Genomic DNA, 25946 nt, shown 5'->3' with positions numbered 1-25946 from the left:
CAGGCCGTAGCTGCTTTCTTTACCGGAACAGTTTACCACACCCACAAAGCCCTGTCAAGCACTTTTACGCGATTTCAGGGAAAAATATTACTTAACCTCAATCAGCTTCCCCAGCTCCAGCGAGTAGATGCCCTTATAGGTCACCGGTTTCGGGTCAAAGCGCTTGCTGATGGCAAGGGCATAGAGGTCAAGCTGGGCGCGATAGGCGGCAAGGAAGTCATCCTCGGATTTTCGGCGGTCCGTCTTGTAATCCAGCAGCTCCAGGTGATCCGGGAACACCAGCACCAGGTCAGCGATGCCCTGCACCAGCACCTTTGCCTGTGCCACGGCAGCGCTGTCGGCGGGGGCAGTGCCCTGGGCGATCAGCACCTCGGCGGCAGGCAGGGCCGTGATGAAGTCCAGCTCCCGCAGCACCTCATCTGCGGCACGGATGCGCGCAAAGGCTTCGCTCTCCACAAAGCGGCAGATGCGCTTTTCATCCAGCTTCTCCGCAATTTCGGGCGCGGTGAGCTTTGCTTCCACCTGCCGGTCGCGCTCGGCGGGGATCGCCGTTTCCAGCGTACCTGCCTGTTTTGCCGCCGCAAGGGCCGCAAAATCGGCGTGCTCCAGGAAGGCGTGAAGGGCCGTGCCCATCTCGGCGGCGGTCAGGCCGTCCTTTGCCAGAAAGCCCGGGCGTTCCAGCGTGGTCTGCTCTGCCTTGTGGACGATGCCGGTCACGCTGACCTTGGCGGGCACTTGGGCCAGCTCCGCCGCAGGGTACTGCCAGGCAAAGCCCTGCCGCAGCGTCTCGGTCAGGGCCGGGTCAGCCTGGGCCAGCGGCCTTTCCTCCAGTTCCGGGTCGGGTGGCTCCACGCCCTCGGGCAGCGCCTGCTGCACCGTCAGGGTAATGGTGCTCCCGGTATCCGCAAAGGGCAGTTCCAGATCCTCGGCCAGCCGGCGCAGAGGGCCGCCGTTGGGGTGGACGAGCAGGGCCGCGCGGAGCCAGTCGGCAAAGCTGTTTGCCTGCCGGCAGAGCGTCTGCCCCGCCCCGGCTTCAAGGAAGGCCGCCGCTCTGGTAAAGGGGTTGGAGGTCTTCCCGATGCCCAGCGGCACGGTCAGGATCAGCTTATCCTGCGCGCGGGTCAGCGCCACATAGAGCAGGCGCATCTGCTCACTGCGCATCTCGGCGGCGTGGACATTGGAGAGCGCCGTGTAAGCCGCCGTCTTGTAAGCGCCCTCGCCCTCCTCGGGGCGCAGGCGCAGGCCCGCCCCATACATCCGATGCAGGAGCACCGGCTGGCGGGTATCGGCGGCATTGAAGCGACGGGCCGTGTCGGCCACGAACACCACCGGGAACTGCAGGCCCTTGGAGCGGTGGATGGTCATCACGGTCACACAGCCGGGGCGGGAGCCGCCGGGCACGGTATCCTGCCCCGTGGAGCCTGCCAGCGCCGCAGCGTCAATGGCCCGCACCAGCGCCGAGATGCCGCCGGAGCCGGCCCCGGCACAGAAGGAAGCAAACCGCCGGGCATCCTCCCGGCGGCGGGCACCGTTTTCCATCACGCCCAGTGCGGCAAGGTAGCCGGTGGAAGCAAAGATCTCCTCCAGCAGCTGTTCTGCCGGGGCACTGCGGGCCATCCGGCGCAGCTCGGTCAGCCGGGCATAGAACGCCCGGACTTTTCCGGTAAAAGGGGTGTCTTCCCCGCTGTTCACGGTGAGCAGCAGCGCACCATAGAGGCTGATGCGCTGGGGGGCGTTTTCCCCCTGCTGCTTCTGGATCTCTTCGGCTCTGGCCCGCAGGCGGACAAGGTCGTCATCGGAGAAACCGAACAGCGGACCCAGCATGGCGGCGGCAAGATAGATATCCTGCGCCGGGTTGTCAATGACCTTCAGCAGGGCGATGAGGGGCCGGATGTGGGGGGCATCCAGCAGGTTTTCGCGGGCATCCGCATACACCGGGATGCCCCGGGCGGTCAACGCTTCCACATAGGCCGGAAAATCATTGCGCGCCGCCAGCAGGATGCAGCAGTCCTCGTACTGCACCCGGCGGGTGGCACTGCCGTCCCGCACCGGCTCGCCGCTCTGCACCATCTCCTCGATGCGCCGGGCGATCCAGCCCGCGTCCGTTTCGGCGGTGTCATCGGGCAGGAAATGCGCCTCCACGCTGCCCGTGTATTCCCCGGGTGCCCCGCAGACCAGCCGCTGGCCGTCGCCGTAGGCCGTGTCGCCGAGTTCCGGGGACATGAGCCGCTCAAACAGGAAATTGATTCCTTCCACCACCTGCGGAGCCGAGCGGAAGTTGGCATCCAGCGCCAGCATGGCATCGGTGCCGGAGGTACCCTCTGCCGGGCAGGGCCGCGCTGCGCCGCCGGGCAGGGCGGGCCAGCTGTCCAGCTTTTCCCGGAAGATGCTGGGGTCTGCCTGCCGGAAGCGGTAGATGCTCTGCTTCAGATCTCCCACCAGGAAGAGGTCGTCCCCCGCCGGGGATGCAAGGCACCGGTACAAGGCATCCTGCAGGGCGTTGGTGTCCTGATATTCATCCACCATCACGGCGGCGTAGTTCTGCCGGATGACCCCGCACAGCGCGGTGGGGGTGCCGTCCGGGTCACGGAGCAGGCGGAGGGCCTGATGCTCAAAGTCACTGAACTCCAGCAGCTTCCGGTCCCGCTTTTTGGCCGAGAACCGGGCATCGAAATCCCGCACCGCCGCGAACAGGGCCCGCAGGCGGGGCTCTGCGGCCCTGCGGTCTGCCTCAGCCTCTTCCTCACTGCAGGGGATCAGCTCAAGGATCTGCGCAAACAGGGCCGCGCCTTCATCGGCGCGTGTGCGGATGACTTTTTTGTGTTCGCCGTTCAGCCGCTTTTTCATCCCTTTCAGGCCGGGCAGCTCCTCCATACCCAGCACATAGGGGGTCAGCAGATCGTAAAGCGGGGTCCACTCCCCCGCCACGGCCAGCTGTTCCACCCTGCCCAGCAGGGCGGCAGCCTTGTCCAGCCGTTCCTGTGCATCGGTATATTTTTCCAGCACGGCATTTTTTGCCTTTTCCCGGGCAGAGGGCGTTTTCTTTTCCTCGGCATCGGCCAGCTCCTGCTCCCGGTCGCCCGGGCAGTCGGCCAGCGCGGCGCGGAACAGTTCTCCTGCTGCCCTGGCACTGCGGGCAGCTTCGGCCAGCAGCAGATCATGCCAACAGGTGGCAGCAAATCCATTTTTCTCCTGCCACGGAGCCAGAAATTCGTCCAGCTTTTTGTCGTAATCGGGCAGGGCGCGCAGAAAATCGTAGACATGCAGGATCGTCTCGCCCGCCGCACGGTCGGTGCGGCCCTTGCCATAGAGGTCGGCAAAGGCGCAGAAATCCGGGTCGCGGTAGGCATTTTCCAGCGTCTCGCTCAGGGCAGAGGCCCGCAGGAGCTCCACACTGCCTGGGTCTGCGGGGGAAAAGTCCGGCGGGATATCCAGCGCCTGAAAGTGCTTGCGCAGCAGGTCCAGACAGAAGGCATCGATGGTGCAGATGGGCGCGCGCTGCAGCAGCATCCGCTGGCGGCGCAGCGCGCCATTGCCGGGTTCCGCCTGGCTGCGCTTCAGAAGCGCCTGCCCGATGCGGGCCCGCAGCTCTGCCGCCGCCGCATTGGTAAAGGTGACGATGAGCAGACGGTCCGCATCCACGGGATGCTCCGGGTCGGTGATGAGCCGGACAGCCCGCTCGGTCAGAACAGCCGTTTTGCCGCTGCCCGCCGCCGCGCTCACCAGCAGTGCACCGCCCCGGTCCTCGATGGCGGCCCGCTGGGCGGGGGTCCACTTGGGTTCACTCATGCCTGTTCCTCCTCTCCTTCTTCGGGCTGCCCGGGAGCCTCAAATGGCTTTGCGGGGGCCTCCAGCGCCCGCTCCCCGATGCCGGTCTCGTGGCAGCAGACAAAGCCGTAATCACACCACTGGCAGGGGCTCCGGCCCGTGACCAGCGGTTCGGCGGCGATCTGACCCTCGTAGAGCTGCTGGCCCATCCGGGTCACAAGATCATCCAGATGCAGCTGGATGCGGTTCAGCTTGGCGATGTCTGCCCGCTTGTCCTTCTGGTAGGGGCTGGGCGCGCCTTTGTAATAGGAGAAGGGCAGGTATCTTCCGGTCTCGTCGGCATCCATGGCATCGAACAGCTTCTGCTCGTCCCGCACCAGACCGTCCAGCTTGTATTCCACACTGTGGGCCGCCTTTTCGCGGGTGGTGGCCTCAGGGGCCGGGTCGGCCAGCAGGTAGAGCACACCCGCCGGTTCCGCCCCCGTAAAGCGGCCGCTTTTATCCCGGGTCAGGCTGAACAGGTAGAGCAGCATCTGGCAGTCCAGACCGCAGTAGACCTCCTTCAGGTCCAGTTTTTTGGTGCCGGTCTTGTAGTCCACCACCCGCACCCAGCGGGTGCCGTCCTCCTCCACCCACTCGTCGGCACGGTCCACGGTGCCCACCAGCTGGACGGTGCGCCCGTCCGACAGGTGATACACCTGGGCAGGCACGGCATCCTCGCCCCGGCCGATCTTCAGCTCACAGGCCACGGGCTTGAAGCTGGACTGCCGCTGCTCATCCCGCAGGTAGAGCAGCAGGCTTGTCATGCTCTTTTTCAGGCGGGAGAGCAGATAGGCAAAGCGGGCGGTATCCTCAGGCAGATAGCGCTTGGCGTACTCGTCCACCAGCAGCGCGGCAAGGCTCGCCATGGCCTCATCGTCCAGCTCCATAAAGGGCTGCAGCGCCGCCATGGGGTTGTCCGGGCCGGGGTGAGGGTCCAGCGCCATCTGCAGCACCCAGTGCATCAGAGTGCCGCTCTGGTCGGCGGAAAGCTCGGCCCGGCGGCGGGGCCTGAGCCCCAGCACATACTGCAAAAAGTAGCCGTAGCGGCAGGTATAATATTTTTCCAGCTGACTGGGCGAAATGCGCAGCTTCCGCCCCAGCAGCGCTTCCAGCGCAGGCAGGTCATGCACCTGCCGGGGGGCCGTGTCGGCCATCCGGCGCAGCAGGGCAAGGCCCTGCGGCTCGGTCTCGCCGGGGGTGTGCAGGGCTTCTGTCAGGCTGGCACGCTCGGTCTCCGTCAGGGGCCAGCCGCCGCCCAGACAGTCCAGCCCATCTGCGGGAGTGGCCGCAAGGTCCGTCAGTTCCAGCTCCGGGGCAGCTGGGGCCAGCGCTTCCACGAGGGGTTCCAGCGCAGCGCAGAGGGTCTGCCCCTGCCCCTTGGGCCAGCTGAGCCACAGCCCCTTTGCAGGGGCAGTCAGGGCCTTGTAGAAGCAGACCTGCTCACGCACCACACGGTTCTCAAAGCAGTCGGGCAGGTCGATCTCCTGCGCCATCAGGGCATCGCGGTCGGCGTGGGTCAGCAGACCCACCTCGCCGGGCGCGGCCGGGAATTCCCCCTCGGCCAGCCCCAGCACGAACACATAGTCCGGCGCGTCCAGACGCATCTTGCCTGCGCTGGCCAGCACCACCGCGTCCAGGGTCTGGGGAATGTGCCCCAGGTCGGACGAGCGGAGCAGCAGCCCGAACAGATCCTCGTATTCGGCCACGGTAACGGTCTGCTCCCCCAGCAGATGGGCCATCTCGTTCAGCAGTCCCATGACCATGTTCCACTCCCGGGCGGCTTCCTCCGCCGCCGGGATGCCCCGGCCCGCGCGGATGGCCTTTACCTGAGCAGCCTGCTGTTCCTCAGCCCCCAGCGTTTTCAGGCAGAAATACACCGCCCGGCTGATGGCCTCGGCATTGACCTCGCGCACCTTGGCCCGGAATGCATCCACCGCCCCCACGAGCAGGGCACGGGCATGTTCTGCCCGCTCCTGGTTGCGGAGGTCCTCTTCGGTCAGCTCCTGCTCCCCAAAGCCCTTGGGGCTGCGCTCGAACTTCTCCCGCCAGGCCGCCGCCGTAGGGGCCCAGGTGTAGGCATAGTTTTCCAGCGCGCAGACCTGCTCCTCGCTCAGGGCACACAGGCCGGTCTTGGCAAGGGTGGTCAGGTTCTCGGTCAGGTCGGCTCCCCGGGCGATCTCCAGCAGGGCCCGCACCGCCGTGGCCGGGGCGCTGAATTCCGGTGTGGTGGGTTCATCGCAGTACAGGGGGATCTCCGCCATCCGGAACTCATACCGGACTGCGGCACGATACTTGGCGATATCGCGGCAGACCACAGCGATCTTTCCGCACCGCACGCCCTGCCGCATCAGCCGCCGGATGGCACCGGCAGCGGCACGGGCCTCCTCCTCCCGGCTGGGCGCGGCAAAAAGCCGCACCTCGCCCGCCGGGGCATCCGCGGTGCAGCTGCCGGTTTCCAGCAGCTCTGCCACTGCGGCAAGGCCCGGGGCGTTCCGGTGGCGCAGATCCTTGCGCAAAAGCTGCGGAACGGCCACCTCCGCCCCATTTTTCCGGGCCAGCTGGCGCAGCTGTGCCGCCACCTGCTTGGCCCCGGAGAACAGGCTCAGGTCACCGGGCAGCAGGGGGGCACCATCATCGCAGAGGGCCACCGTCACGCTGGGCAGCGCCGCCAGCATGGCCCCCAGCAGCCGCTTTTTGGGGGCGTTGAAGGTATCGAACTCATCAATGAACACCGCCCGGTCCCGCAGAAACTCCGGCAGGCTGTGCCGGGCCAGCGCTTCCTCCAGCCGGGCTCCGGCCAGCTCCAGCCGGTCAGAGGGGTCCATGCCGCTGCGGGCCAGCAGGGTCTCGTAGCCCTGAAAGATGAGGGCCAGCTCACTGAGCTTACCGCTCTCGGCTCCGCAGGCACCGGCCAGCTGTGCCAGCTGCCGGCCAGAAAGGCCCGCGCTCTTCAGCTCGTCGATGGTCTGAGCCGCCATCTGGCAAAAGGCCGCACTGCGCCGGTGGCGGTGATAATAGTGGACATTGTCCTGCAGCTCCTCCAGCGCCCGGCGCACCAGCACGGCACGGCCTGCGTCAGAGAGGGTCTGCACCGCCGCGCCGCCCTCGGTGGAAAGGATCTTTTCTGCCAGACTGGTAAAAGAAAAACTCTCCACCATGCCGGACAGGGCATCCCCCAGTTCACGGTAGATGCGGCCCTCGGTGCTGGAAGTGAATTGTTCCGGCACCAGCAGGATGCTTTTTTCCCCTTTTTCGGCCCGGGTGCGGATGCGCTGGTACAACAGCGTTGTTTTTCCGCTGCCGGAGCCGCCCAGAAGTAGCTGTAACATTGTTTTCTCACTTTCTCTGCATCTCAGCCCAAGCCACCGAACTGACCCAATATGCCAAGGGCTCCCCTACTAGGGGAGCTGGCGAGCCAAAGGCGAGACTGAGAGGTTTAATCACTTTATTTTACCGCAAAATTGAAGAAAAATCTATTCTGTGGTAAACTGAGGAAAAACAGCAAAACAGGAGGGGCACTTCCCCATGAAGATTCTAGCAGTTGATTACGGTGCCAGCCGCACGGGGCTTGCGGTCTGCGACCCCACCGAGTTCCTGACCACGCCCATCACCCCCCAGATCACCCTGAAGGCCCGGCCCAAGGTAGCCGCCGAGGTCTGCCGCATTGCCCAGGAGCAGAAGGCAGAGCTCATTGTGGTGGGCCTGCCGCTCAACATGGACGGCACCGAGGGCGAGCGCGCCGAGAAGAGCCGCAAGCTGGGCAAGACTTTGCAGATCTGGAGCGGCCTGCCCGTGCGGATGTGGGACGAGCGGCAGTCCACCTGTGAAGCCGCCGATATCCTGGACGAGGTGGGGACTTTTGGTGCCCACCGCAAGGCCATTCTGGATTCCGTCAGCGCCACGGTCATTCTGGAAGATTACCTCGCCTGGCGCAAGGAGCACCCCGGCGAAATTTGAACCGGAAGCAAAAAGAGACGCTTTTCAGCGCCTCTTTTTCGTTTATATGGGTAGTGTCACGGTAAAGCAGCTGCCCTGCCCGAGGGCACTGTTCACCTGAATACTGCCGCCGTGGAGCTCCAGCACCTTTTTCACCATGGCAAGGCCCAGACCGTTGCCCTGGGTGGTGTGGCTGGTGTCGCCCTGATAGAACTGTTCAAAGATGTGCGCCTGCGTGTCGGCGCGCATCCCCTCGCCCTGATCGGTCACCGAGATCATCAGGGCGCTTTTTTCTTTGCGCAGGTTCACGGCCACGGTGCCGCCCTCAGGGCTGAACTTGGCGGCGTTGTCCAGCAGATTGAGCCAGACTTCTTTCAGCAGCCCCTCGCTGCCGGTGTACTCTGCCGGGGCAAGATCGGCATCAAAATCCAGCTCCTTCTGCCGCCACTTCTGCTGGGTCACCAGCACGCTCTGGCGCAGCTGTTCATCCAGCGGGAAGGCTGCTTTGTCGGTCAGGATCGTCTGGCTCTCCACCCGGTTCAGGGTCAGAATATTCGTTGCCAGGTCGGCCAGCCGCCTGCTCTCGTCCCGGATGATGGTCAGGTATTCCTTCTGATCCTCGGGCGGCAGCTGCTCTTCCAGCAGCAGGTCGGCAAAACCGCTGATACTGACGATGGGCGTTTTGAACTCGTGGGAGAAGTTGTTGATAAAATCCTTCCGCAGGATCTCAGTGCCGCCCAACTCCTCCGCTGCCTTGTTGAAGCTCTGCTCAAACTCGACCATCTCCCGGGGCACATAGCCGTGTTCCGCGTGATTTACACGCACGGTAAAGTCCCCATTTGCCAATTTTTTCATAGCCTCAATGTTCCGCTGCAATGGGTGGATAAAAACCATCCGTATCATCACCACCATGCTCACAGCGATCAGGATGCAGACGGTATAGACAAAGGCCAGTGCACCACCGAGCTCGACCTGTCCATCGTGATAGAGAAATCCCTCGTCCACACCGGCCAGGACCAGCACGGTGCAGACGGCCAGCAGCAGAAAGACCATGAAAAAGAGGTTCAGGATCAGAAGCATGGTCAGGTTCAAGGTCTCCATGCCGCTGCGCAGACGGTTGAATGCGTTTTTCATTGGGTCACACTTTCTTCACGGCCCGGTAGCCAAGGCCACGGACGGTCTGGATCTCGAACTCCGGCCAATCATAAAAACGGTTGCGCAGACGGTTGATGTGGACATTCACGGTCTTGTCGTCGCTCTCGCTGTCGATGCCCCAGATCTCGTCCAGCAATTCCATCCGGGTAAAGGTGCGTTCCGGGTAGGCCAGCAGCTTGTACAGCAGTTCAAACTCCTTGGGCGGCAGGGTCTGCACCTCCATCCCCCGCCGCACGGTGCGGCTGTCCATATCCACCACCACATCCCCCACCGTGATCTTATGCTCATCCACGATGCGTGCCCGGCGGAGCAGGGCCTTGATGCGGAGCAGCAGCTCGGTCTTATCCGGCGGTTTGGTCATGTAGTCATCCGTGCCCACCAGAAAACCGGTGTGCTTGTCCTCGGGCAGGGCCTTGGCCGTCAGCATCAGGATGGGCATCATGCTGCCGCCGTCCCGGATGGCCTGGGTCAGGGCAAAGCCATCCATTTTAGGCATCATCACATCGCACAGCAGCAGGTCAATGTGCTGGTGGTCGATGATGTCCAGCGCCGCTTCGCCGTTGAAGGCCGGGATCGCTTCATAGCCGTTGATCTTTAAAATGGCGCAGAGCAGCTTGTTGGTGCTCACGTCATCTTCCGCAACCAGAATTTTCAGCATGGCGTTCTCCTCACTTTCTATGGTATGGCTCTATTATACACCCAAAGATAAACAAAAGATAAACAGAAATATTCACCTTGCGTTTACCTTGGTCGGGTATCCTTTAGCCATCGCAAGGGAGCACGGAGCTCCACAACAGAACAAACAACAAACATTCAAACATAAAACGGAGGATACTTACCATGATGAACCGCAAGAACATGACCGCTTCCACCCTGGACGAGACTGCGCTGGATACTTACTACACCCTGACTGAGGGCGGTGCAAACTACGGCATCGGTCTGGCACTCGCTGCCACTCTGAACAGCCTCAAAAACCGGAACACCTCTTCTCCCGTCCGTATCGACGAGGACACGATGGATGCCTATCTGGCTGTCTCTGAGGGGTTCGACAGCATGGGTCTGGGTCTGGCCGCAATGCTGTAAACCGTATCGTACACTTTGAGAGAAAAGCGGGAGGAAATGAATATGAACATCAACACCATTTATCTGTTGACCGGCGCGGCCGGTTTCCTGGGCATCAACATCTGCACGCAGCTGATCGAACGGGGCGAGCACATCCGGGCCTTCGTCCTCAAGGGGGATCCTGCCCGCAAGTATCTGCCCGCTGAGGTCGAGGTTTTTGAGGGCGATCTGTGCAGTGCCGAGGATTGCGAAGCCTTCTTCAACATCCCCGAGGGCAGCCAGAGCGTCTGCATCCACTGTGCCAGCATGGTCACCATCGACCCGGGTTACAGCGAGAAGCTGATCGCCGTCAATGTGGGCGGCACCGAGAATATGCTTGCCGCCGCCAAGCACCACCCGGAATGCAGGAAGTTCGTGTACGTTTCCTCCACCGGTGCCATCCCTGAGCTGCCCGCCGGGCAACCCATCCGGGAAGTGAATCAGTTCGTCCCCTATGAAGAGGAAAAGGTGGTAGGCTGGTACAGCCGCAGCAAGGCCATGGCCACCCAGAAGGTACTGGATGCCGCCCACGCGGGCCTGAACGCCTGCGTTGTCCACCCCAGCGGCATCATCGGCCCCAACGATCCGGCCATTGGCCAGACCACCCGCACCCTGACCCAGATCCTGAACGGTGAAATGCCCATCGGCATGGCGGGCAGCTTCAACATGGTGGATGTCCGGGACCTGGCCGCAGGCACCATCGCCGCCGCCGACAAGGGCCGCAAAGGTGAATGCTACATCCTGAGCAATGATGAGGTCACCCTGAAGGAAATGTGCCGGATGCTTAAAGAGGATACCGGCTGCAAGGGCTGTAAGTTCTACCTTCCCCTTTCCTTCGCCCACCTTGCCGCAAAGCAGATGGAAAAGTCGGCCGCCAAAAAGGGCACAAAGCCCGTGCTGACCGAATTTGCGGTCTACAACCTGGAGCGCAACAACGCCTTTGACTGCTCCAAAGCCATGAACGAGCTGGGCTTTGCCCCCCGTCCCTACGCCGAAACACTCCACGACACCGCCGCCTGGCTCAAAACCACCGGCAAGATTCACTGAGGAGGTACACCATGAAACCTGTCTGTGTGATTACCGGCGGCGGCAGCGGCATGGGCCGCGCCACGGCCAAGCTGGTCTGTGAAGCCGGATATCATGTGATTTTGGTAGGCCGCACTGCCGCAAAACTGGAAAGCGCCGTGGCCGAGCTGACCGAAGCCGGACACGAAGCCGAAGCCTTTGCCTGTGACCTCTCTGACCGTGCCAGCTGCGAAAAGCTGGCACGGCACGCCGTGGAACGTGGGCAGGTGAAAGCTCTGCTCCACATTGCTGGCATGAGTCCCCACATGGGCAGCCCGGAAGCCATCCTGCGCGCCAACGCGCTGGGCACAGTCAACATCAATGATGCCTTTTACCCGGTCATGGCCCCGGGCGGCTGTGTCATCGATACTTCCAGCATGAGTGCCTATCTGGCCCCCTCCTTCATCATGCCAAAGCGGGTCTATCCCCTCGCCCGTACCGACCGGGAAAAATTTTTGAAAAAGATGATGGCCCGCATCAACCTGATGCCCAAGAGCGCCCGCACCGGTGTGGCCTATTCCATCAGCAAGCATTTCGTCATCTGGTTTGCCAAAACCGATGCCGCCCGCTTTGGTGCCAAAGGGGTGCGCTGCCTCAGTGTGACCCCCGGCAACTTTGATACCCCCATGGGCCAGTTGGAAAGCGCCGAAGCCCAGACTTTTACCGCCCATTCCGCCCTCAAGCGGAACGGCAGACCAGAAGAGATCGCCGCGCTGTATGCCCTGCTGCTGGACGAACGGCTCGGTTATCTCACCGGCACGGACATCGTCATGGACGGCGGTGTCATTGCCAGTGGGATCAACGGCCTTTCCCGCTGACCGATATATCCCCATTCTCTCCATTCAGCACAAAACCGGCTTTCCTGCTGCCACGGGAAAGCCGGTTTTGTCATTTTCAGTTGTTACTGCGCCTGATATGTCTCAATGCTGACGCTGTTGATGGTGATCGTTTCCGTGGGCTTCTGGTTCTCATCCACGGCGGCCTGAGCGATGGTGTCCACCACGTCCATCCCCTCGTACACCTGGCCCAGCACGGTATCGGTGTAGTCGAGGTAGGGCGCGCCGCCGGCGGTCTGATAGGCCGAAACGACCTCAGCGCGGTAGCCTGCACTGTTCATCTGGTCGGTGAGTTCCTGGGTGATGGAATCCCCGCCGGGCAGAGTGGACATGATATAAAAGACGCTGGCGCACTTGCCGGAGGAGTCCGCCGCCATGCAGAGGGCACCGGAATAATGGTGGAGCTTGTCGGTGGCCTCAGCCGGGTAGCGGCTGCCGTTCCAGATGGTGGTGCCCTTGCCGTCAGCACCCTGACCGGCCTCCACCACAAAGTCCTGCTCCACACGGGTCACGGTCAGGCCGTTATAGTAGCCCGCCTGCACCAGACCCACAAAGTTATCATAGGCCTGCGGGGCCTGCTCCGGGAAGAGCACCGCCCGGAACACACCCGCCGTGGTATCGAACACCGCCACGGGTTCCCCCGCCGCCGGGTGGGTGAACTGCAGCTCGGCCGATTCCACCGCCGGGCGGGTGATGGTCTTTGTTCCGGCTCCGCTGCTGCCGCCGATGTTTTTCACAAGGCTGCAGCCGGACAGTGCAAAACTCACGGCCATCAGCAGCGCCGCCAGCCGGACACGGGTCTTATTCATAAACAGATCCCTCCGTTCATATTCTGATAGCAGTTCCCCCGCACGCGGGAGATGCACAGAGTTCAGTATAGCATATTTCTGCCCGGGAAGCGAGAGGGAAATGCGTGAAAATTTGTCGTGCATTTTCTGTGCGAAAAACATCTTGACGAGCAGGCAAAAAAACGCTACACTATAAGCACAGCAAGGGACGGCGGGAACGCAGCAGATCCCGGGCTGTGTGCGTAATTTTATTTGAGTACCATCCCTTTGATTGGGTTTGGATAGACAGGAGAACGTATCTTATGGCAGAAGAGATCAAGAACCCGAACACCGAAGAGGAATATCAGCCCGATCTGATGACTCTTGAGGATGAGGACGGCAATGAGGTCACGTTTGAAGTGATCGATGCACTGGACCATAAGGGCGTGCATTACCTTGCAGTTGTCGAATACGCAGAGGATGAAGAGGATGTCAACGAGGACGCACAGCTGGTCATCCTGAGCGTGGGCGAGGACAGCGAGGGCGAATATCTGGACGTTGTGGAGGATGACGAGACTCTGATGGAAGTCAGCAAGCTGTTTGAGCAGCGCCTGAGCGACCAGTTCGAGATCGAGTAATTCCCCAGCACAGACAGATTCCCAGGCAAGACTTCCTGCCCGGCGCGATTTGTTGCGGTTTATATGATCCTACTAATCATTCAACGGGAGCCCGGAGTTCTCCGGCGGATTGCAGACCTCCCCGCCATGGGTCGACCATGGAGGTTCGATGAGGAAGCGTGAATCCGGCGACAGGGCACCCACCTGTCCGTAAGGGTAGGTTTGATTGCCGCAGACGACCGGGCGGGATCTTTTTATAGCATTGCATCCACCGCTGGCCTGCCACAAGGCCAGTGTGTGGATTTTTTTATAGGACGATCTCTCAGGCACTGATGCCCCCGCTCCCCTATTAGGAGAGGTGGCATTGCGCAGCAATGACGGAGAGGTTTTGGTGATGATGGAAAGGATGTGCATTGCGGTATGAAAAGCGAACATCTTGTGGGGACGAGCATCCCCCGTTTCACCTACGACACCCCCACGGTGCCGGGCAATGATTTTTACGCCCTGTGCGAGGGGGAGCATCCGCTGTGCATGATCTTCCTGCCCGGGTTCGACCACCCTGTCAGCCGCGAATATATCACCCGCTACCTGAAAACGCTGCCCCAGCTCAAGGGCGCACGGCTTGTCTGTGTGGTGCGTTCCTCGGCGCAGGCGGTGGCTAAGGCCACCCACGGCTCAGATTTCCCCTTTCCTGTCATCTGCGACGGCCCCGGCGTACTGTACGGCTATCTGGGCGTAGAGCAGACCCGCGGCCTGCTGAGCTGGAGCTTTGCGGCCCAGAAGATCTACAAGGCCGCCAGAGATGCCGGTTACCACTACGACACCAAAGCCCCTCAGCTGCTGCCGCTGACGCTGGTGGTGGGCCATCTGGGCAAGATCCTGTTCACCCACTCGGGCCGCAGCCAGACCGACCTGCCCGAGGACTGCGCCGCCATCAGCGAGATCGTGCGGGCTGTGGAAAAGGCCACTTCCCCCACCGACGGCCCCGCAGACCCCCACTGCTCGGACGAGACCCTTACCCTGCCCGATCTGGTGGGGTGGGATAACTGAATGATCCACAAAAACGGCTGCTGCACATTTTCCGTGCAGCAGCCGTTTTTCATTCTTCCGTTTCCTCTGCAAACAGCCCCGGGATGCCGCAGACAGCGGCCACGCCCACCACCGTAAACACGATGCGCGACCAGATGGAGCTGCTGCCGCCCAGCAGCCAGCCCACAAAGTCAAACTGGAACAGGCCCACAAGCCCCCAGTTGATGCCGCCAATGATCATCAGGATCAGGCACACTTTATAAAAGGTCTGCACAAAAAGACCTCCTTTCCTTTGGGCAGTTTTCCCCATTGGAAAGGAGGTTATGCATATTACAGCATCCACTTCGGGCTGATGACCCGCGCGCCGCCCCGATCGGGCCGGGCCACATACACCTGCGGCCACTGCGCCCTGACAGCCTCGGCGGCGCTTCGGGCAGCTTCTTCGCTCTCAAAGATGCCAAACACAGCCGCGCCGCTGCCGGTCATCAGGGCAGTGACAGCGCCGTTCTCTTTCAGCGCGGTCTTGATGGCCTCGTTGTCTCTGGCTCCGCTGCATTCCTCCAGCGCGTTGCCTGCGGCGGCACACACACCCGCCAGATCCTCGGCGCGGATCGCCTTTTCCTGGGCTTCGCAGTCGGGGTGGGTGCTGCTGCCCACTTTGTCATAAGCTGCAAAGGCTTCCGGGGTGGAAACGCCGTAATCGGGCATGACCACCGTGAACCAGCAGTCCGGGCAGGGCGGCAGGGCTTTCATCACATCGCCCACGCCCTGCACCCGGCAGGTGCCGCCCATCAGGGCAAAGGGCACGTCCGCGCCGATCTTTGCCCCCAGCGCGCAGAGCTCACTCATGGAGAGCTTTGCGCCGTAAAGGACGTTCAGGCCCACCAGCACACCAGCGGCATCGGCGCTGCCGCCTGCCATGCCGGCACGCACCGGCACATTCTTGTAAATGGTGATCTCTACACCCGCCAGCAGGCCGGTGTAGTGGAAGAAGGCCAGCGCCGCCTTGATGGCCGTGTTGGAATCGTTGGCGGCCACCGGGCTGCCCGGCAGGGTCAGGCTCAGGTTCTGGCTGCGGCGCAGCACCACCCGCTCATACAGGGTAATGGCCTGCATCGTCATATCCAGGTTATGGTAGCCGTTGGGCAGCAGGCCCACTACATCCAGCGCCAGATTCAGCTTGGCCGGGGCCAGAACGGTCACGCAGTTCAGTTTTGCCATCGGTCTTCCTCCTCACTGCTCTCCGCTGTTGATGCCGTTTTCTTTCAGGAACTCCCGGATGCGCTTCATGGCCTCGGTCAGGTGCTCCACGCTGTAAGCATAGGAAACACGGCAGTAGCCCTCGCCGGATGCGCCAAAGGCATCGCCGGGCACCAACGCAACATGCTTCTGCTCCAGCAGCTTTGTGCAGAACTCCTGGCTGGTCATACCGGTGCTCTTGATGCAGGGGAAGGCGTAGAACGCACCCCGCGGCTCAAAGCAGGTCAGGCCCATAGAGTTAAAGCCGTGCACCACCAGGCGGCGGCGCATGTTGTACTCGTCCCGCATCTTGTCGATCTCACCGTCGCACTCCCGCAGGGCGGTGATGGCCGCATACTGGCTGGTGGTGGGGGCGCTCATAATGGCGCTCTGGTGGATCTTGGTCATAATTTTGATGATGGGAGCCGGGCCGCAGGCATAGCCCAAGCGCCAGCCGGTCATGGCATAGGTCTTGGAAAAACCATTCACCACAATGGTCCGCTCGGCCATGCCGGGCAGGGTGGCAATGGAGACATGGGGCCGCAGGCCGTAGTTCAGCTCGGCGTAGATCTCATCCGAAAGCACCATGACGTTGGTATCCCGCAGGACCTCCGCAATGGCTTCCAGATCCTCCCGCTCCATCACCGCACCGGTGGGGTTGTTGGGGAACGGCATGATAAGGAGCTTGGTCTTGGGGGTGATGGCGGCTTTCAGGGCCTCGGGCCTGAGGCGGAACTCATCCTCCTGGCGGCAGGGCACATGCACCGGCACACCGCCGGACAGGGTGGTGATGGGCTCATAGCAGACAAAGCAGGGCTCCGGGATAATCACCTCATCCCCGGGCTGCACGATGGCGCGGATGCACATATCAATAGCTTCGCTGCCGCCCACGGTCACCAGCACCTCCCGCAGGGGGTCGTAGTGCAGGTGCATCCGGCGCTCCAGATATCTGCAAATCTCCGCCCGCAGCTCTTTCAGGCCTGCGTTGGCGGTGTAGCGGGTGCGGCCATGCTCCAGGCTCTCGATGCCTGCTTCCCGCACAGCCCACGGTGTTTTGAAATCCGGCTCGCCCACGCCCAGACTGATGCACTCGGGCATATCAGCGGCCAGATCGAAGAATTTGCGGATGCCGGAGGGGCGCATCTCCCGTGCGGCAGGCGCGATCAGTTTATCGTAATCCATCACAGAACCGTGCACTCTCTTTCATCGATCTCTTCGTCCTGATACAGGCGGCCCTCTTTTTTATAGGTGCGCAGGACAAAATGGGTGGCAGTGGACAGCACATCGTCCAGCGGGCTCAGGCGCTTTGCCACGAACAGGGCGATCTCCTGGAAGGTCTGGCCCTTGATGACCAGCTGCAGGTCATAGCCGCCGCTCATCAGCAGCACGCTCTCCACCTCGTCAAAGGCGGCAATGGTGGCTGCGATCTCATCAAAGCCGCGGCTCTTCTTGGGGCTGACATTCAGCTCGATGACGGCTTCCACCCGGTTCACCCCGGCCTTTTCCCAGTCCACAAGGGTCTTGTAGCCCTTGATGATGCCCTGCGCCCGGGCCAGGTCGATCATAGCCGCCACCTCGGCGGGGGATTTATTCAGCATGGTGGCAATGTCCTCAATGGGCAGCCGCGCATTGTCTTCCAGAATCTTCAAAAGCTGTTCCATGGTCGTTTCTCCTTTGTTTTGCGCGGGTGGGCGTACCCGCCCCGCTGTTATTTTTCAGTATAGCACAAGAATCGCCGCTTTGCATCTTGTTTTTTACATCAAAGCAGTATAGAATGTCTTTTCCGCCTGAAAACTGCTCTTTTTTCCAAAAAGAGTGTTCAAAAATCGGCAAATCTGCTATACTGAAATTAAACCCTTCCGTCAAAGCCTGACGGCTTTGCCACCTTCCCTAATAGGGGCGGCCTTGGCAGAATGATACAGTTTGTGCGGAACGGGGAACTTGCAAAACTCCACGCAACGCCAGAGGCCCCACTACCAGGGGGGCTGGCGCGAAGCGCCTGAGGGGTTTTTACCAGAAACAATGGGGGTAAGGAATATGAAAGCGTTTATCACTGTCATCGGACACGATACCGTGGGCGTTGTTGCCAAAGTGGCCGCCCTTTGCTGTGAGCTGAACATCAACATTGAGGATGTGACCCAGAGTGTTCTGCAGGGCATGTTTGCCATGATCATGCTGGTGGACATCTCCAAGTGCAGCGTCAGCCATGAGGAGCTGCACACCCGCACCGATGCTCTGGCCAAGGAGATGGGGATGCAGATCAATCTGACCCGTCAGGAAGTTTTTGACGCGATGCATACCATCTAATAGACAAGACCTCTCAGACGCTTTGCGCCAGCTCCCTGAATAGAGGCGGCATTGCGAAGCAATGACGGAGAGGTTCAGAAAGGATACTCTTATGAGCATGATGAATACCGGCGACATCCTCGAGACCATCGAGATGTTCACGCAGGACAATCTGGACGTGCGCACGGTCACCATGGGCATCAGCCTGCTGGACTGCATTGATCCGGACCCGAAGAAGGCCTGCGAAAAAATCTACAATAAGATCACCACCAAGGCAGCCGATCTGGTGCCCGCCGTGGAGCATATCAGCGCCGAGTACGGCATTCCCATCATCAACAAGCGGATCAGCGTCACCCCCATTGCCATGCTGCTGGGTGCCTGCCCCGATGCAGACCCCGTGGACTTTGCCAAGGCACTGGATGCCGCAGGCAAGAAGGTGGGCGTGAACTTTGTGGGCGGCTACACCGCCCTTGTGCACAAGGGCTTCTCGGCCGGTGACCGCCGCCTGATCGAGTCCATCCCCCGCGCACTGGCCGAGACCGACATCGTGTGCAGCTCGGTGAATATCGGTGCCACCAAGGCGGGCCTGAACATGGATGCCATCAAGCTGATGGGCGAAGCCGTGAAGAAGGCCAGCGAGCTGACCGCCGACCGCCAGTGCATCGGCGCGGCAAAGCTGGTGGTGTTCTGCAATGCACCCGAGGACAATCCCTTCATGGCCGGTGCATTCCACGGCCCCGGCGAGCCCGACTGTGAGATCCACATCGGCGTTTCCGGCCCCGGCGCTGTGCGCGCCGCACTGGCAAAGCTGCCCAAGGATGCTCCCATCGACGAGGTGGCGGAGCTGGTCAAGCGCACCGCCTTCAAGATCACCCGCGTGGGCCAGCTGGTGGCCAATCTGGCCTCCAAGGCTCTGGGCGTGCCCGCGGGCATCATTGACCTTTCGCTGGCCCCCACCCCTGCTGTGGGCGACAGTGTGGCCAACATTCTGGAAGAGATGGGCCTTGAGACCTGCGGCTGCTGCGGCACCACGGCCTGCCTGGCCCTGCTGAACGATGCTGTGAAGAAGGGCGGCGTGATGGCCTCCAACCATGTAGGCGGCCTCTCCGGTGCCTTTATCCCCGTCAGCGAGGACGACGGCATGATCCACGCCGCCGAGTGCGGATGCCTGACCATCGAAAAGCTGGAAGCCATGACAGCTGTCTGCTCGGTGGGCATCGATATGGTCATCATCCCCGGCGACACTACCCCCGCTGTCATCAGTGCCCTGATCGCCGACGAAGCCGCCATTGGCATGGTGAACAGCAAGACCACCGCTGTCCGCGTCATTCCCGCCATCGGCCGCAAGGCAGGCGAGATCCTGGATTTCGGCGGTCTGCTGGGCTATGGCCCCATCATGCCGGTCAATCAGCGTGACCCCTCGGTGTTCATCAACCGCGGCGGCCGCCTGCCGGCTCCCATGCAGTCTCTGAAGAACTAAAAGGAACAACCCTCTCAGTCAATGCTTCGCATTGCCAGCTCCCCCGAAGGGGGAGCTTTTGCAATTGCCGATACTATCATCTTTGTTATGAAACTTGATATCGTTCCGAAAAAACATTGTATGCTTCCCATTGCCCGGGAACTCCGACGCAACATGACACCACAGGAAGCAAAATTGTGGTATCAATTTTTACGTCATTATCCCGTAAAAGTCTATAAGCAGCGGATTATCGAAGCTTTTATTGCGGATTTTTATTGTTCAAAAGCCATGCTTGTAATCGAAGTAGACGGCGTACAGCATTTTTCTGAGCAAGGGCAGGCTTACGATCGCGAACGGAGTGCAGTTTTTGCTGAATACGGCATTCAGGTTTTGCGTTTTTCCAATACGGAAATTCAGTTAAATTTTGATGCTGTCTGTGCTGAAATTGATCGAAGCATCCAATCTCGTTTATGACGTATCCCTTCTGTACCCAAGCTCCCCCTTCGGGGGAGCTGTCGCCGCTGGCGACTGAGAGGGTTGCTTCCAGAATAAAATGTGTCAAACAGGCCCATTCTCTGGTTATCATTTCCAGAAAAGGGGCCTGTTTTTTATGCTGCCATTCTTTGCCCGCACGCTCACCCGCCGTGAGATGGCGCTGGGGTGCGCCGTGCTTTCCCTTGCGCTGCTTCTGAGCACCCTGCCTGCTGCCCTGCGCTGGGGGCAGGCACAGCTGGACACCGGGGCTCTCCTCTGTGCCGACACCTTGCGCTTCCACATCCGGGCCGACAGCGATTCCCCTGCCGACCAGACCGTCAAGCTCGCCGTGCGGGATGCTGTTCTGGCCTACGCCGATGCCCGCTGCACCGCACAGGACAAGCCTGCCGCCCTGCGCTGGGCGGCAGAGAACCTGCCCGCGCTGGAGCTGACGGCCCGGGCTGTGCTGGCAAGACGAGGGATCTTTTCCACCGTTACGGTACAGCTGGTGGAAATGTACTTTGATACCACCCGCTATTCCACCGGCATCCTGCCCGCCGGGCGGTATCAGGCTCTGCGCATCGACCTGGGCGGCAACGCCCGCCACGGCAAAAACTGGTGGTGCGTGCTCTACCCGGGCCTGTGCCGCTCTGCCTGCGGCACCTACGCCCTGCCGGAGGAAAACGATCTGGTGTGTGGGTCGTATGTGGTGCGGTTCAAGTGTGTGGAGTGGTGGCAGCGGGTGACGGCAAGCCGGGAGGATAAGGTGCTGGTCGAAACAGCCTCGCCCTCTCAGGCGCGAAGCAAAGACGGAGAGGGCAAAAACGCTATGGCACACCTCCCCACAGCGCTGCATACGCTGTCGTGGAAGGAGTGTGACCACAATGGCGATCCCCGCTTATTATTCGTTGATCCAAAAGGGCTCCTACGGCCCGGACGAGGCCCTGGTGCAGACCTGGCTGAACGGCGTGCGTGACCAGTGCAGCTATTACCCCGCACTGACCATAGACGGCCGCTTTGGCACCAGGAGCGAAAACGCCGTGAAAGAATTCCAGCTCCGGAACAATATGAACATGGACGGCAAAGTCGGGGCCAACACCTGGAACGTCCTCTACGCAAAGTACACCGCAAAGCACGGGCTGGCGGTGCCCTATCCCGGCATCGTGATGCGCACCGGCATGTCCGGCGGCACCATCCGGCTCATCCAGCAGAAGCTCAACACGCTGGGGGAGAAGATCGGCACGGACGGAAAGTTCGGCTCCCGGACTGCCGCCGCTGTTCAGCGGTTCCAGCGCCGCAACGGCCTGAACGCTGACGGTGCTGTGGGTAAAGCCACCTGGGAGAAGCTGTTCCCCGCTAGTTAAAAATTTCAATCGGCTCCGGGCAAAAATGCGGTTAAGAGATCTTCACGCCGACAGGCGGGAATCTCCAGCATTTTTGTTCGGAGCCCTCTGCTTTGGGGTTACTAGGGGCGAGCAGCCCCTAGTTCGTGCCTCCCGCGCTTCGAAAGTAGCGGGTGCTTTTCTGGTTCTCTTTTGGCACGCAAAAGAGAACATTCCGTGGTATAATAGAGCCATCCTTTTAGAAAGGGGGCTTCCCCATGCGTTTTCTCCACCTCTCCGACCTGCACCTGGGCAAACGGGTCTGCGAGTTCTCCATGCTGGACGACCAGCGCTATATTTTGGAGCAGATCTTATCCCTGCTCGATTCCCACCCCGTGGATGCCGTGCTGCTGGCCGGTGACCTGTACGACAAACCCGTGCCGCCTGCCGAGGCGGTCCGCCTGCTGGACTGGTTCCTCACCGAGCTTTCCCACCGGGAGCTGCCGGTGTTCGCCATCTCGGGCAACCACGATTCCGCCGACCGGGTGGCCTTTGGCTCTGCCCTGCTGGCCGAAAGCAGGGTCTACGTCTCACCGGTGTTTTCCGGCCCGCCGGAGCCCATCACCCTCACCGACGCACACGGCCCGGTCGATCTGTACTTACTGCCCTTTTTGAAGCCCGCCATGGTGCGGCACGTCTGGCCGGACGCGCCCATTGAGAGCTACAACGATGCCCTTGCCTGTGTGCTGGATCACTGTTCGCCTGACCCGGCCCGCCGCAGTGTGCTGGTGGCACACCAGTTCGTGGCAGGAGCTGCCTCCTGCGAGAGCGAGGAGCCCAGCGTGGGCGGCATCGACTGGGTGGATGCCGCCCTGTTCGACAAGTTCGACTATGTGGCGCTGGGGCATCTGCACAGCCCCCAGAAGGTGGGCCGGGACACCCTGCGCTACTGCGGAACGCCGCTGAAGTATTCCTTCTCGGAGGCCAGCCAGCACAAGAGCGTGACCTTTGTGGATCTGGGCGAAAAGGGCAGCGTGACCATTGCCGCCGAACCGCTGGTGCCCCGGCACGATCTGCGGGAGCTGCGCGGCAGCTATATGGAGCTGACCGACCGCCGCAATTACGAGGGCACCGCCGTGGACGACTACCTGCACATCACCCTGACCGATGAGCAGGACATCCCCGAGGCACTGGCCCGCCTGCGGGTCATCTACCCCAACCTGATGCGGCTGGATTACGACAACCGCCGCACCCAGACCCGGCAGGAGCTGGACGCCCCTGCAAAGGCCGAACAGAAAACGCCGCTGGAGCACTTTGCAGATTTTTACCAGCTGCAGAACAACCAGCCCCTGACCCATGAGCAGACGGCTTTCTGCCAGCAGCTCATTGAAAGTATCTGGAAGGAGGAGGACGCATGAGACCGCTCAAGCTGACCCTCTCGGCCTTTGGCCCCTATGCAGGCACCACCACCCTGCCGCTGGAGCAATTGGGCAGAGGCGGGCTCTACCTTGTCACCGGCGACACCGGCGCGGGCAAGACCACCCTGTTCGATGCCATCACCTACGCCCTGTATGATCATTCCAGCGGCGGCGTGCGGGATGGGGCCATGCTCCGCAGCAAATATGCAGACCCCGGCACCCCCACCTTTGTGGAGCTGGAATTTGAGGTGCGGGGGCAGCGGTACACCGTCCGGCGCAACCCGGAGTATCTGCGCCCCAAGGCACGGGGCGAGGGATTCACCACTGAAAAGGCGGATGCCGCCCTGACCTATGCCGACGGCCGCCCGCCTGTGACCAAAGCCAAGGAGGTAACTTGCGCTGTCATTGATATCATCGGGCTGGACTACAACCAGTTTTCCCAGATCGCCATGATCGCGCAGGGGCAGTTCACCCGGCTGCTCAACGCCACCACTGAGGAGCGGAGCAAGATCTTCCGGAAGCTGTTCCGCACCCAGCGCTACCAGAAACTGCAGGAAGCGCTGGCCGAGGAAAACTCCGCCCTCACAGCCCAACGCGCCGCCCTGAATGCAAAGCTGGACGCAGTGCTTGCGGGCATCTCGTATGATGCCGCAGACCCGGAGGCAGAAGCACTGGGGGCACTCTCGGCGCAGATGCCGCCGGACGCAGTGGCCACCCTGCTGGAGGGATTGACCGCCCGGCAGGAAGCCGCCGCCGCACAGGCCGCAGACGCGCTGGCTGCGCTGGACAAGCAATTGAGCAGGTTACAGACCACGCTGGGCGCGGCAGAGCAGGCAGAGCGCCAGCGACAGGAGGTTGCCGGAGAGCTGGCCAAGGCCCGAAGCACCGCCCAGCTGGAATCCGCCAAGGCCAGCACCCGGCGCAAAACGCTGGAAGCACTGGATGCGGCACTCACGGCCTCTGAAGCAGAGCTTGCCGCTCTGGCCGATGCCGACACCCGCCGGGTGGAGCTGGAGGCCGAAGCGGCCCGCCTTGCCCAGCGGGAAACCGCACTGAACGAGCTGGCCCGGAGCCTGACAGAGTGCCAGCACCGGAACACCGCCGCACGCGCCGCGCAGGAGGCCTACCGGCAGGCGGCGGGCAGACAGACCGAGGCCCATTCTGCCCGTGACACACTGGAGCGTGCTTTTCTGGATGCGCAGGCGGGCCTGCTGGCTCAGACGCTGGAAGAGGGAGCCGCCTGCCCTGTCTGCGGCAGCACCCACCACCCGGCCAAAGCCCACCTGCCCCGCACCGCTCCCACCGAAGTGCAGGTGAACAAAGCCAAGCAGGCCGCCGCCCAGGCCGACAGCGCCGCACAGGAGGCCAGTGCCGCCGCACGGGAAGCGCTGACGCGGGAGCAGGAGGGCCGTGCCCAGCTGCGGAAGGATGCCGAAGCGCTCCTGCCCGAACGGTTCACTTCGCCCGAGGGGCCGGTGCCCTTGACCGTGAGCCTGCTCAAGACTGCGCTGGCCGAGGAAAATGATGCTCTGCACACCGCACAGACTGACCTGAAGCAGCGCCAGACCAAAAACCATACCGACTGCCGCCGCAAAAAAGAGCTGGAAGCCCAGCGCAAAGCGCAGGCAGAGCAGCGCACCGCTCTGGAAGCGCAGGTGACGGCAGCCCAGCAGGCTGCTGCCGCCGCCCAAGCTGCGGTGCAGACACTGGAAGCCCGGCAGGCTGCGGAGCAGATCGCGCAGCCCCAGAAGATCGCGGCGCTCAAGGCAGAGCAGAACGAGCTGCTGGCCCGGCGCAAAGTCCTTGCCGCACAGGAGAAAGACCTGAACGCCCGGCTGCTCCCCAACCGGAGGGCGCTGGCCGATCACCGGAAGCTTGCCGACCAGCGGGACGCGCTGGATGCCCGTTGGCAGTGGGTAAACGCACTGGCCTCCACGGCAGGCGGCACCCTGAGCAGCAAGCAGAAGATCCGGCTGGAGGCCTACATCCAGATGAACTACCTCGACCGCATCCTTGTCCACGCCAACACCCGCCTGATGCAGATGACGGCGGGCCAGTACGAGCTGGAGCGCATCGGTGCCGAGAACCAGCGCAGCCAGTCGGGCCTTGACCTGGGAGTTATCGACCACTACAACGGCACCCGCCGCAGTGTCAAGACCCTGTCCGGCGGCGAGAGCTTCAAGGCCTCGCTGGCGCTGGCCCTGGGCCTTTCCGATGAAGTCCAGAGCACCGCAGGCGGCATCCGGCTGGACACCCTCTTCCTCGATGAGGGCTTCGGCTCGCTGGATGAGGAATCGCTGGAACAGGCCATCCGGGTGCTCTCCGGCCTGACCGAAGGCGACCGACTGGTGGGCATCATCTCCCATGTCGCCGCCCTGAAGGACCGCATCGACCGGCAGGTGGTCGTGCATAAGGAGCGGAGCGGGGGCAGCTGGGTGGAGATTGTGACGTAACCCCACCGACAAAGCCTATCGGCTTTGCCACCTCCCCTGGTAGGGGAGGCCTTGGCGGAGCGGTTCAGCCTGCGCACAAAGGGGAACTCACCAAACTCCATGCAACGCCAGAGGCCCCACTACTAGGGGGGCTGGCAATGCGAAGCATTGACTGAGGGGTTTCACCCCTTTCCCGCATAAACGACTACACCTCCGCACACATTAAGTGCGGAGGTGTTTCTTATGTCCCACAAGCAAAAGCATGTCGGCCCCACATCCAGCCGGGTGAGCCCGCCGCTGGGGGCACTGCCCAGCCAGCCGGACAGCCCGGAGGTGCAGCTGCCGCCGCCGGAACCGGATCTGCCGCCAATCCAGGCAATCCCTATGACAGACGGCACACCGGCAGCCTGTATGCAGAAAAACGCCAGGGAATTTCTGGCAGGAAATACACCCGGGGTAATGGCGCAGTATGCCCCCGGGCTGTTCAGCACTGAGCAGAAGCGAAACAGCCGCCAGCCCGCACCGGATGACCCGGAGGCGGTAAAAGAACTGGTTCGCCTGCGGGAAGAGGAGCCTTATGGTTGACCCCCTCCGTCACGCTCCGCGTGCCAGCTTCCCTCGCAGGGGAGCCTTTGGCAGGACGTGCCATTCTGTGAATATCGCTTACTGCTCCTGCAAGTAAATTTAAAATTTTCAAATTATTTTCCAATTACCTGTTGAAATCTTCGCCGCGTTCTTATATTATGATAACAAACAAAGCAAAGGCAGGTAAGGAAACATGGCAGAAATCAAATACGAAGTGGTCCAGCGCATTGCAGTGCTGTCTCAGCGTCCCCGCGGCTGGGAGCGCCAGCTCAATCTCATCAGCTGGAACGACGGCGAACCCAAGTACGACATCCGCGATTGGTCCCCGGACGGTACCCGCATGGGCAAGGGCATTTCCCTGAGCGGCGAAGAGCTGGCCATCCTCAAGGGCATTCTGGAAGATCTGGAGCTGTAA

24 protein-coding genes and 1 other RNA gene are annotated in these 25946 nt (G+C 61.8%); 16 read left to right on the top strand and 9 right to left on the bottom strand.

Annotated features, from left to right (window positions below; translation table 11 throughout):
- Positions 1 to 87: 87 nt before the first annotated feature.
- On the bottom strand, positions 88 to 3789 hold the full coding sequence (locus tag J3352_RS05365; RefSeq protein WP_156066048.1) for a UvrD-helicase domain-containing protein: 3702 nt from the start codon (positions 3787 to 3789) through the stop codon (positions 88 to 90).
- Entirely contained in the window at positions 3786 to 7139 is a 3354-nt protein-coding gene (locus J3352_RS05360; RefSeq protein WP_156066050.1) for a PD-(D/E)XK nuclease family protein, read from the bottom strand. Before J3352_RS05360 ends, J3352_RS05365 begins: the two co-directional genes overlap by 4 nt.
- A gap of 196 nt (positions 7140 to 7335) precedes the next feature.
- On the opposite strand from J3352_RS05360, the gene ruvX reads away from it, so the two are divergent.
- The gene (gene ruvX, locus J3352_RS05355) at positions 7336 to 7767 is read left to right on the top strand and encodes a Holliday junction resolvase RuvX (RefSeq protein ID WP_005935569.1); all 432 of its coding nucleotides are present in this window, start codon (positions 7336 to 7338) and stop codon (positions 7765 to 7767) included.
- 42 nt (positions 7768 to 7809) lie between these two features.
- On the opposite strand, the gene J3352_RS05350 is transcribed toward ruvX, so the two are convergent.
- Together J3352_RS05350 and J3352_RS05345 are read right to left on the bottom strand one after the other, a co-directional pair.
- The gene (locus J3352_RS05350; RefSeq protein WP_156066052.1) at positions 7810 to 8880 is read right to left on the bottom strand and encodes a HAMP domain-containing sensor histidine kinase; all 1071 of its coding nucleotides are present in this window, start codon (positions 8878 to 8880) and stop codon (positions 7810 to 7812) included.
- A 4-nt stretch (positions 8881 to 8884) separates the two neighbouring features.
- On the bottom strand, positions 8885 to 9559 hold the full coding sequence (locus J3352_RS05345; RefSeq protein ID WP_005935576.1) for a response regulator transcription factor: 675 nt from the start codon (positions 9557 to 9559) through the stop codon (positions 8885 to 8887).
- A gap of 182 nt (positions 9560 to 9741) precedes the next feature.
- On the opposite strand from J3352_RS05345, the gene J3352_RS05340 reads away from it, so the two are divergent.
- Genes J3352_RS05340 through J3352_RS05330 form a run of 3 tightly spaced genes read left to right on the top strand, consistent with a single transcriptional unit; the run spans position 9742 to position 11885 of the window.
- Positions 9742 to 9984 carry a hypothetical protein gene (locus J3352_RS05340; RefSeq protein WP_156066054.1) on the top strand — a complete coding sequence of 81 codons (243 nt, stop codon included), beginning with the start codon at positions 9742 to 9744 and terminating at the stop codon, positions 9982 to 9984.
- Positions 9985 to 10026: 42 nt separating this feature from the next.
- Positions 10027 to 11049: an NAD-dependent epimerase/dehydratase family protein gene (locus J3352_RS05335; RefSeq protein WP_347562987.1), complete on the top strand. Its 1023-nt coding sequence runs from the start codon at positions 10027 to 10029 to the stop codon at positions 11047 to 11049.
- Between the two features lie 11 nt (positions 11050 to 11060).
- Positions 11061 to 11885, top strand: coding sequence for an SDR family oxidoreductase (locus J3352_RS05330; protein WP_156066057.1), 825 nt, complete (start codon positions 11061 to 11063; stop codon positions 11883 to 11885).
- A gap of 83 nt (positions 11886 to 11968) precedes the next feature.
- Here the strand turns inward: J3352_RS05330 and J3352_RS05325 are convergent, their stop codons facing one another.
- Positions 11969 to 12712 carry a peptidylprolyl isomerase gene (locus tag J3352_RS05325; protein WP_242699889.1) on the bottom strand — a complete coding sequence of 248 codons (744 nt, stop codon included), beginning with the start codon at positions 12710 to 12712 and terminating at the stop codon, positions 11969 to 11971.
- A 281-nt stretch (positions 12713 to 12993) separates the two neighbouring features.
- Between J3352_RS05325 and J3352_RS05320 the strand changes: the two genes are divergently transcribed.
- From J3352_RS05320 to J3352_RS05310, 3 genes are all read left to right on the top strand, one after another.
- Positions 12994 to 13308 carry a DUF1292 domain-containing protein gene (locus tag J3352_RS05320; protein ID WP_005935590.1) on the top strand — a complete coding sequence of 105 codons (315 nt, stop codon included), beginning with the start codon at positions 12994 to 12996 and terminating at the stop codon, positions 13306 to 13308.
- A gap of 29 nt (positions 13309 to 13337) precedes the next feature.
- A non-coding RNA gene (ssrS, locus tag J3352_RS05315) (6S RNA) lies at positions 13338 to 13541 on the top strand.
- Positions 13542 to 13707: 166 nt separating this feature from the next.
- The gene (locus J3352_RS05310) at positions 13708 to 14337 is read left to right on the top strand and encodes a hypothetical protein (protein WP_005935595.1); all 630 of its coding nucleotides are present in this window, start codon (positions 13708 to 13710) and stop codon (positions 14335 to 14337) included.
- A 49-nt stretch (positions 14338 to 14386) separates the two neighbouring features.
- Here the strand turns inward: J3352_RS05310 and J3352_RS05305 are convergent, their stop codons facing one another.
- Genes J3352_RS05305 through J3352_RS05290 form a run of 4 tightly spaced genes read right to left on the bottom strand, consistent with a single transcriptional unit; the run spans position 14387 to position 17216 of the window.
- A complete protein-coding gene (locus J3352_RS05305; RefSeq protein ID WP_227611521.1) occupies positions 14387 to 14590 on the bottom strand; it encodes a DUF378 domain-containing protein in 204 nt (67 codons plus the stop codon).
- A 56-nt stretch (positions 14591 to 14646) separates the two neighbouring features.
- Positions 14647 to 15537 carry a 4-(cytidine 5'-diphospho)-2-C-methyl-D-erythritol kinase gene (ispE, locus tag J3352_RS05300; protein WP_005935600.1) on the bottom strand — a complete coding sequence of 297 codons (891 nt, stop codon included), beginning with the start codon at positions 15535 to 15537 and terminating at the stop codon, positions 14647 to 14649.
- Positions 15538 to 15549: 12 nt separating this feature from the next.
- A complete protein-coding gene (locus J3352_RS05295) occupies positions 15550 to 16737 on the bottom strand; it encodes a pyridoxal phosphate-dependent aminotransferase (protein WP_005935603.1) in 1188 nt (395 codons plus the stop codon).
- Entirely contained in the window at positions 16737 to 17216 is a 480-nt protein-coding gene (locus J3352_RS05290) for an Lrp/AsnC family transcriptional regulator (RefSeq protein ID WP_005935606.1), read from the bottom strand. Before J3352_RS05290 ends, J3352_RS05295 begins: the two co-directional genes overlap by 1 nt.
- A gap of 376 nt (positions 17217 to 17592) precedes the next feature.
- Here J3352_RS05290 and J3352_RS05285 point away from each other — a divergent pair, with 376 nt between their 5' ends.
- The 9 genes from J3352_RS05285 to J3352_RS05245 all read left to right on the top strand — a co-directional run bounded on the left by J3352_RS05285 (position 17593) and on the right by J3352_RS05245 (position 25946).
- Positions 17593 to 17862, top strand: coding sequence for an ACT domain-containing protein (locus tag J3352_RS05285; protein ID WP_035394907.1), 270 nt, complete (start codon positions 17593 to 17595; stop codon positions 17860 to 17862).
- Positions 17863 to 17953: 91 nt separating this feature from the next.
- Positions 17954 to 19321 carry a PFL family protein gene (locus tag J3352_RS05280; protein WP_156066059.1) on the top strand — a complete coding sequence of 456 codons (1368 nt, stop codon included), beginning with the start codon at positions 17954 to 17956 and terminating at the stop codon, positions 19319 to 19321.
- Positions 19322 to 19342: 21 nt separating this feature from the next.
- On the top strand, positions 19343 to 19774 hold the full coding sequence (locus J3352_RS05275) for an endonuclease domain-containing protein (protein WP_242699888.1): 432 nt from the start codon (positions 19343 to 19345) through the stop codon (positions 19772 to 19774).
- Positions 19775 to 19910: 136 nt separating this feature from the next.
- Complete coding sequence (locus J3352_RS05270) at positions 19911 to 20750, top strand: stage II sporulation protein R (protein WP_242699887.1); 840 nt, start codon at positions 19911 to 19913, stop codon at positions 20748 to 20750.
- Positions 20659 to 21138 (top strand): peptidoglycan-binding protein, encoded by a 480-nt coding sequence (locus J3352_RS05265; RefSeq protein WP_097772679.1) that lies wholly within the window; start codon positions 20659 to 20661, stop codon positions 21136 to 21138. The genes J3352_RS05270 and J3352_RS05265 overlap by 92 nt, the downstream gene beginning before the upstream one ends.
- A 236-nt stretch (positions 21139 to 21374) precedes the next feature.
- Positions 21375 to 22514 carry an exonuclease SbcCD subunit D gene (locus J3352_RS05260; protein WP_156066061.1) on the top strand — a complete coding sequence of 380 codons (1140 nt, stop codon included), beginning with the start codon at positions 21375 to 21377 and terminating at the stop codon, positions 22512 to 22514.
- Positions 22511 to 24967 (top strand): AAA family ATPase, encoded by a 2457-nt coding sequence (locus J3352_RS05255; RefSeq protein ID WP_156066063.1) that lies wholly within the window; start codon positions 22511 to 22513, stop codon positions 24965 to 24967. Before J3352_RS05260 ends, J3352_RS05255 begins: the two co-directional genes overlap by 4 nt.
- Before the next feature lie 222 nt (positions 24968 to 25189).
- A complete protein-coding gene (locus J3352_RS05250; protein WP_156066065.1) occupies positions 25190 to 25531 on the top strand; it encodes a hypothetical protein in 342 nt (113 codons plus the stop codon).
- Between the two features lie 193 nt (positions 25532 to 25724).
- Positions 25725 to 25946, top strand: coding sequence for a YdbC family protein (locus J3352_RS05245; RefSeq protein WP_005935630.1), 222 nt, complete (start codon positions 25725 to 25727; stop codon positions 25944 to 25946).

It is taken from the genome of Faecalibacterium sp. Marseille-Q4164 (assembly GCF_017377545.1).
Lineage (GTDB): Bacteria > Bacillota > Clostridia > Oscillospirales > Ruminococcaceae > Faecalibacterium > Faecalibacterium duncaniae.
Note: the sequence above shows the minus strand (reverse complement) of the source record. Positions and strands in the feature narration are given on the sequence as shown.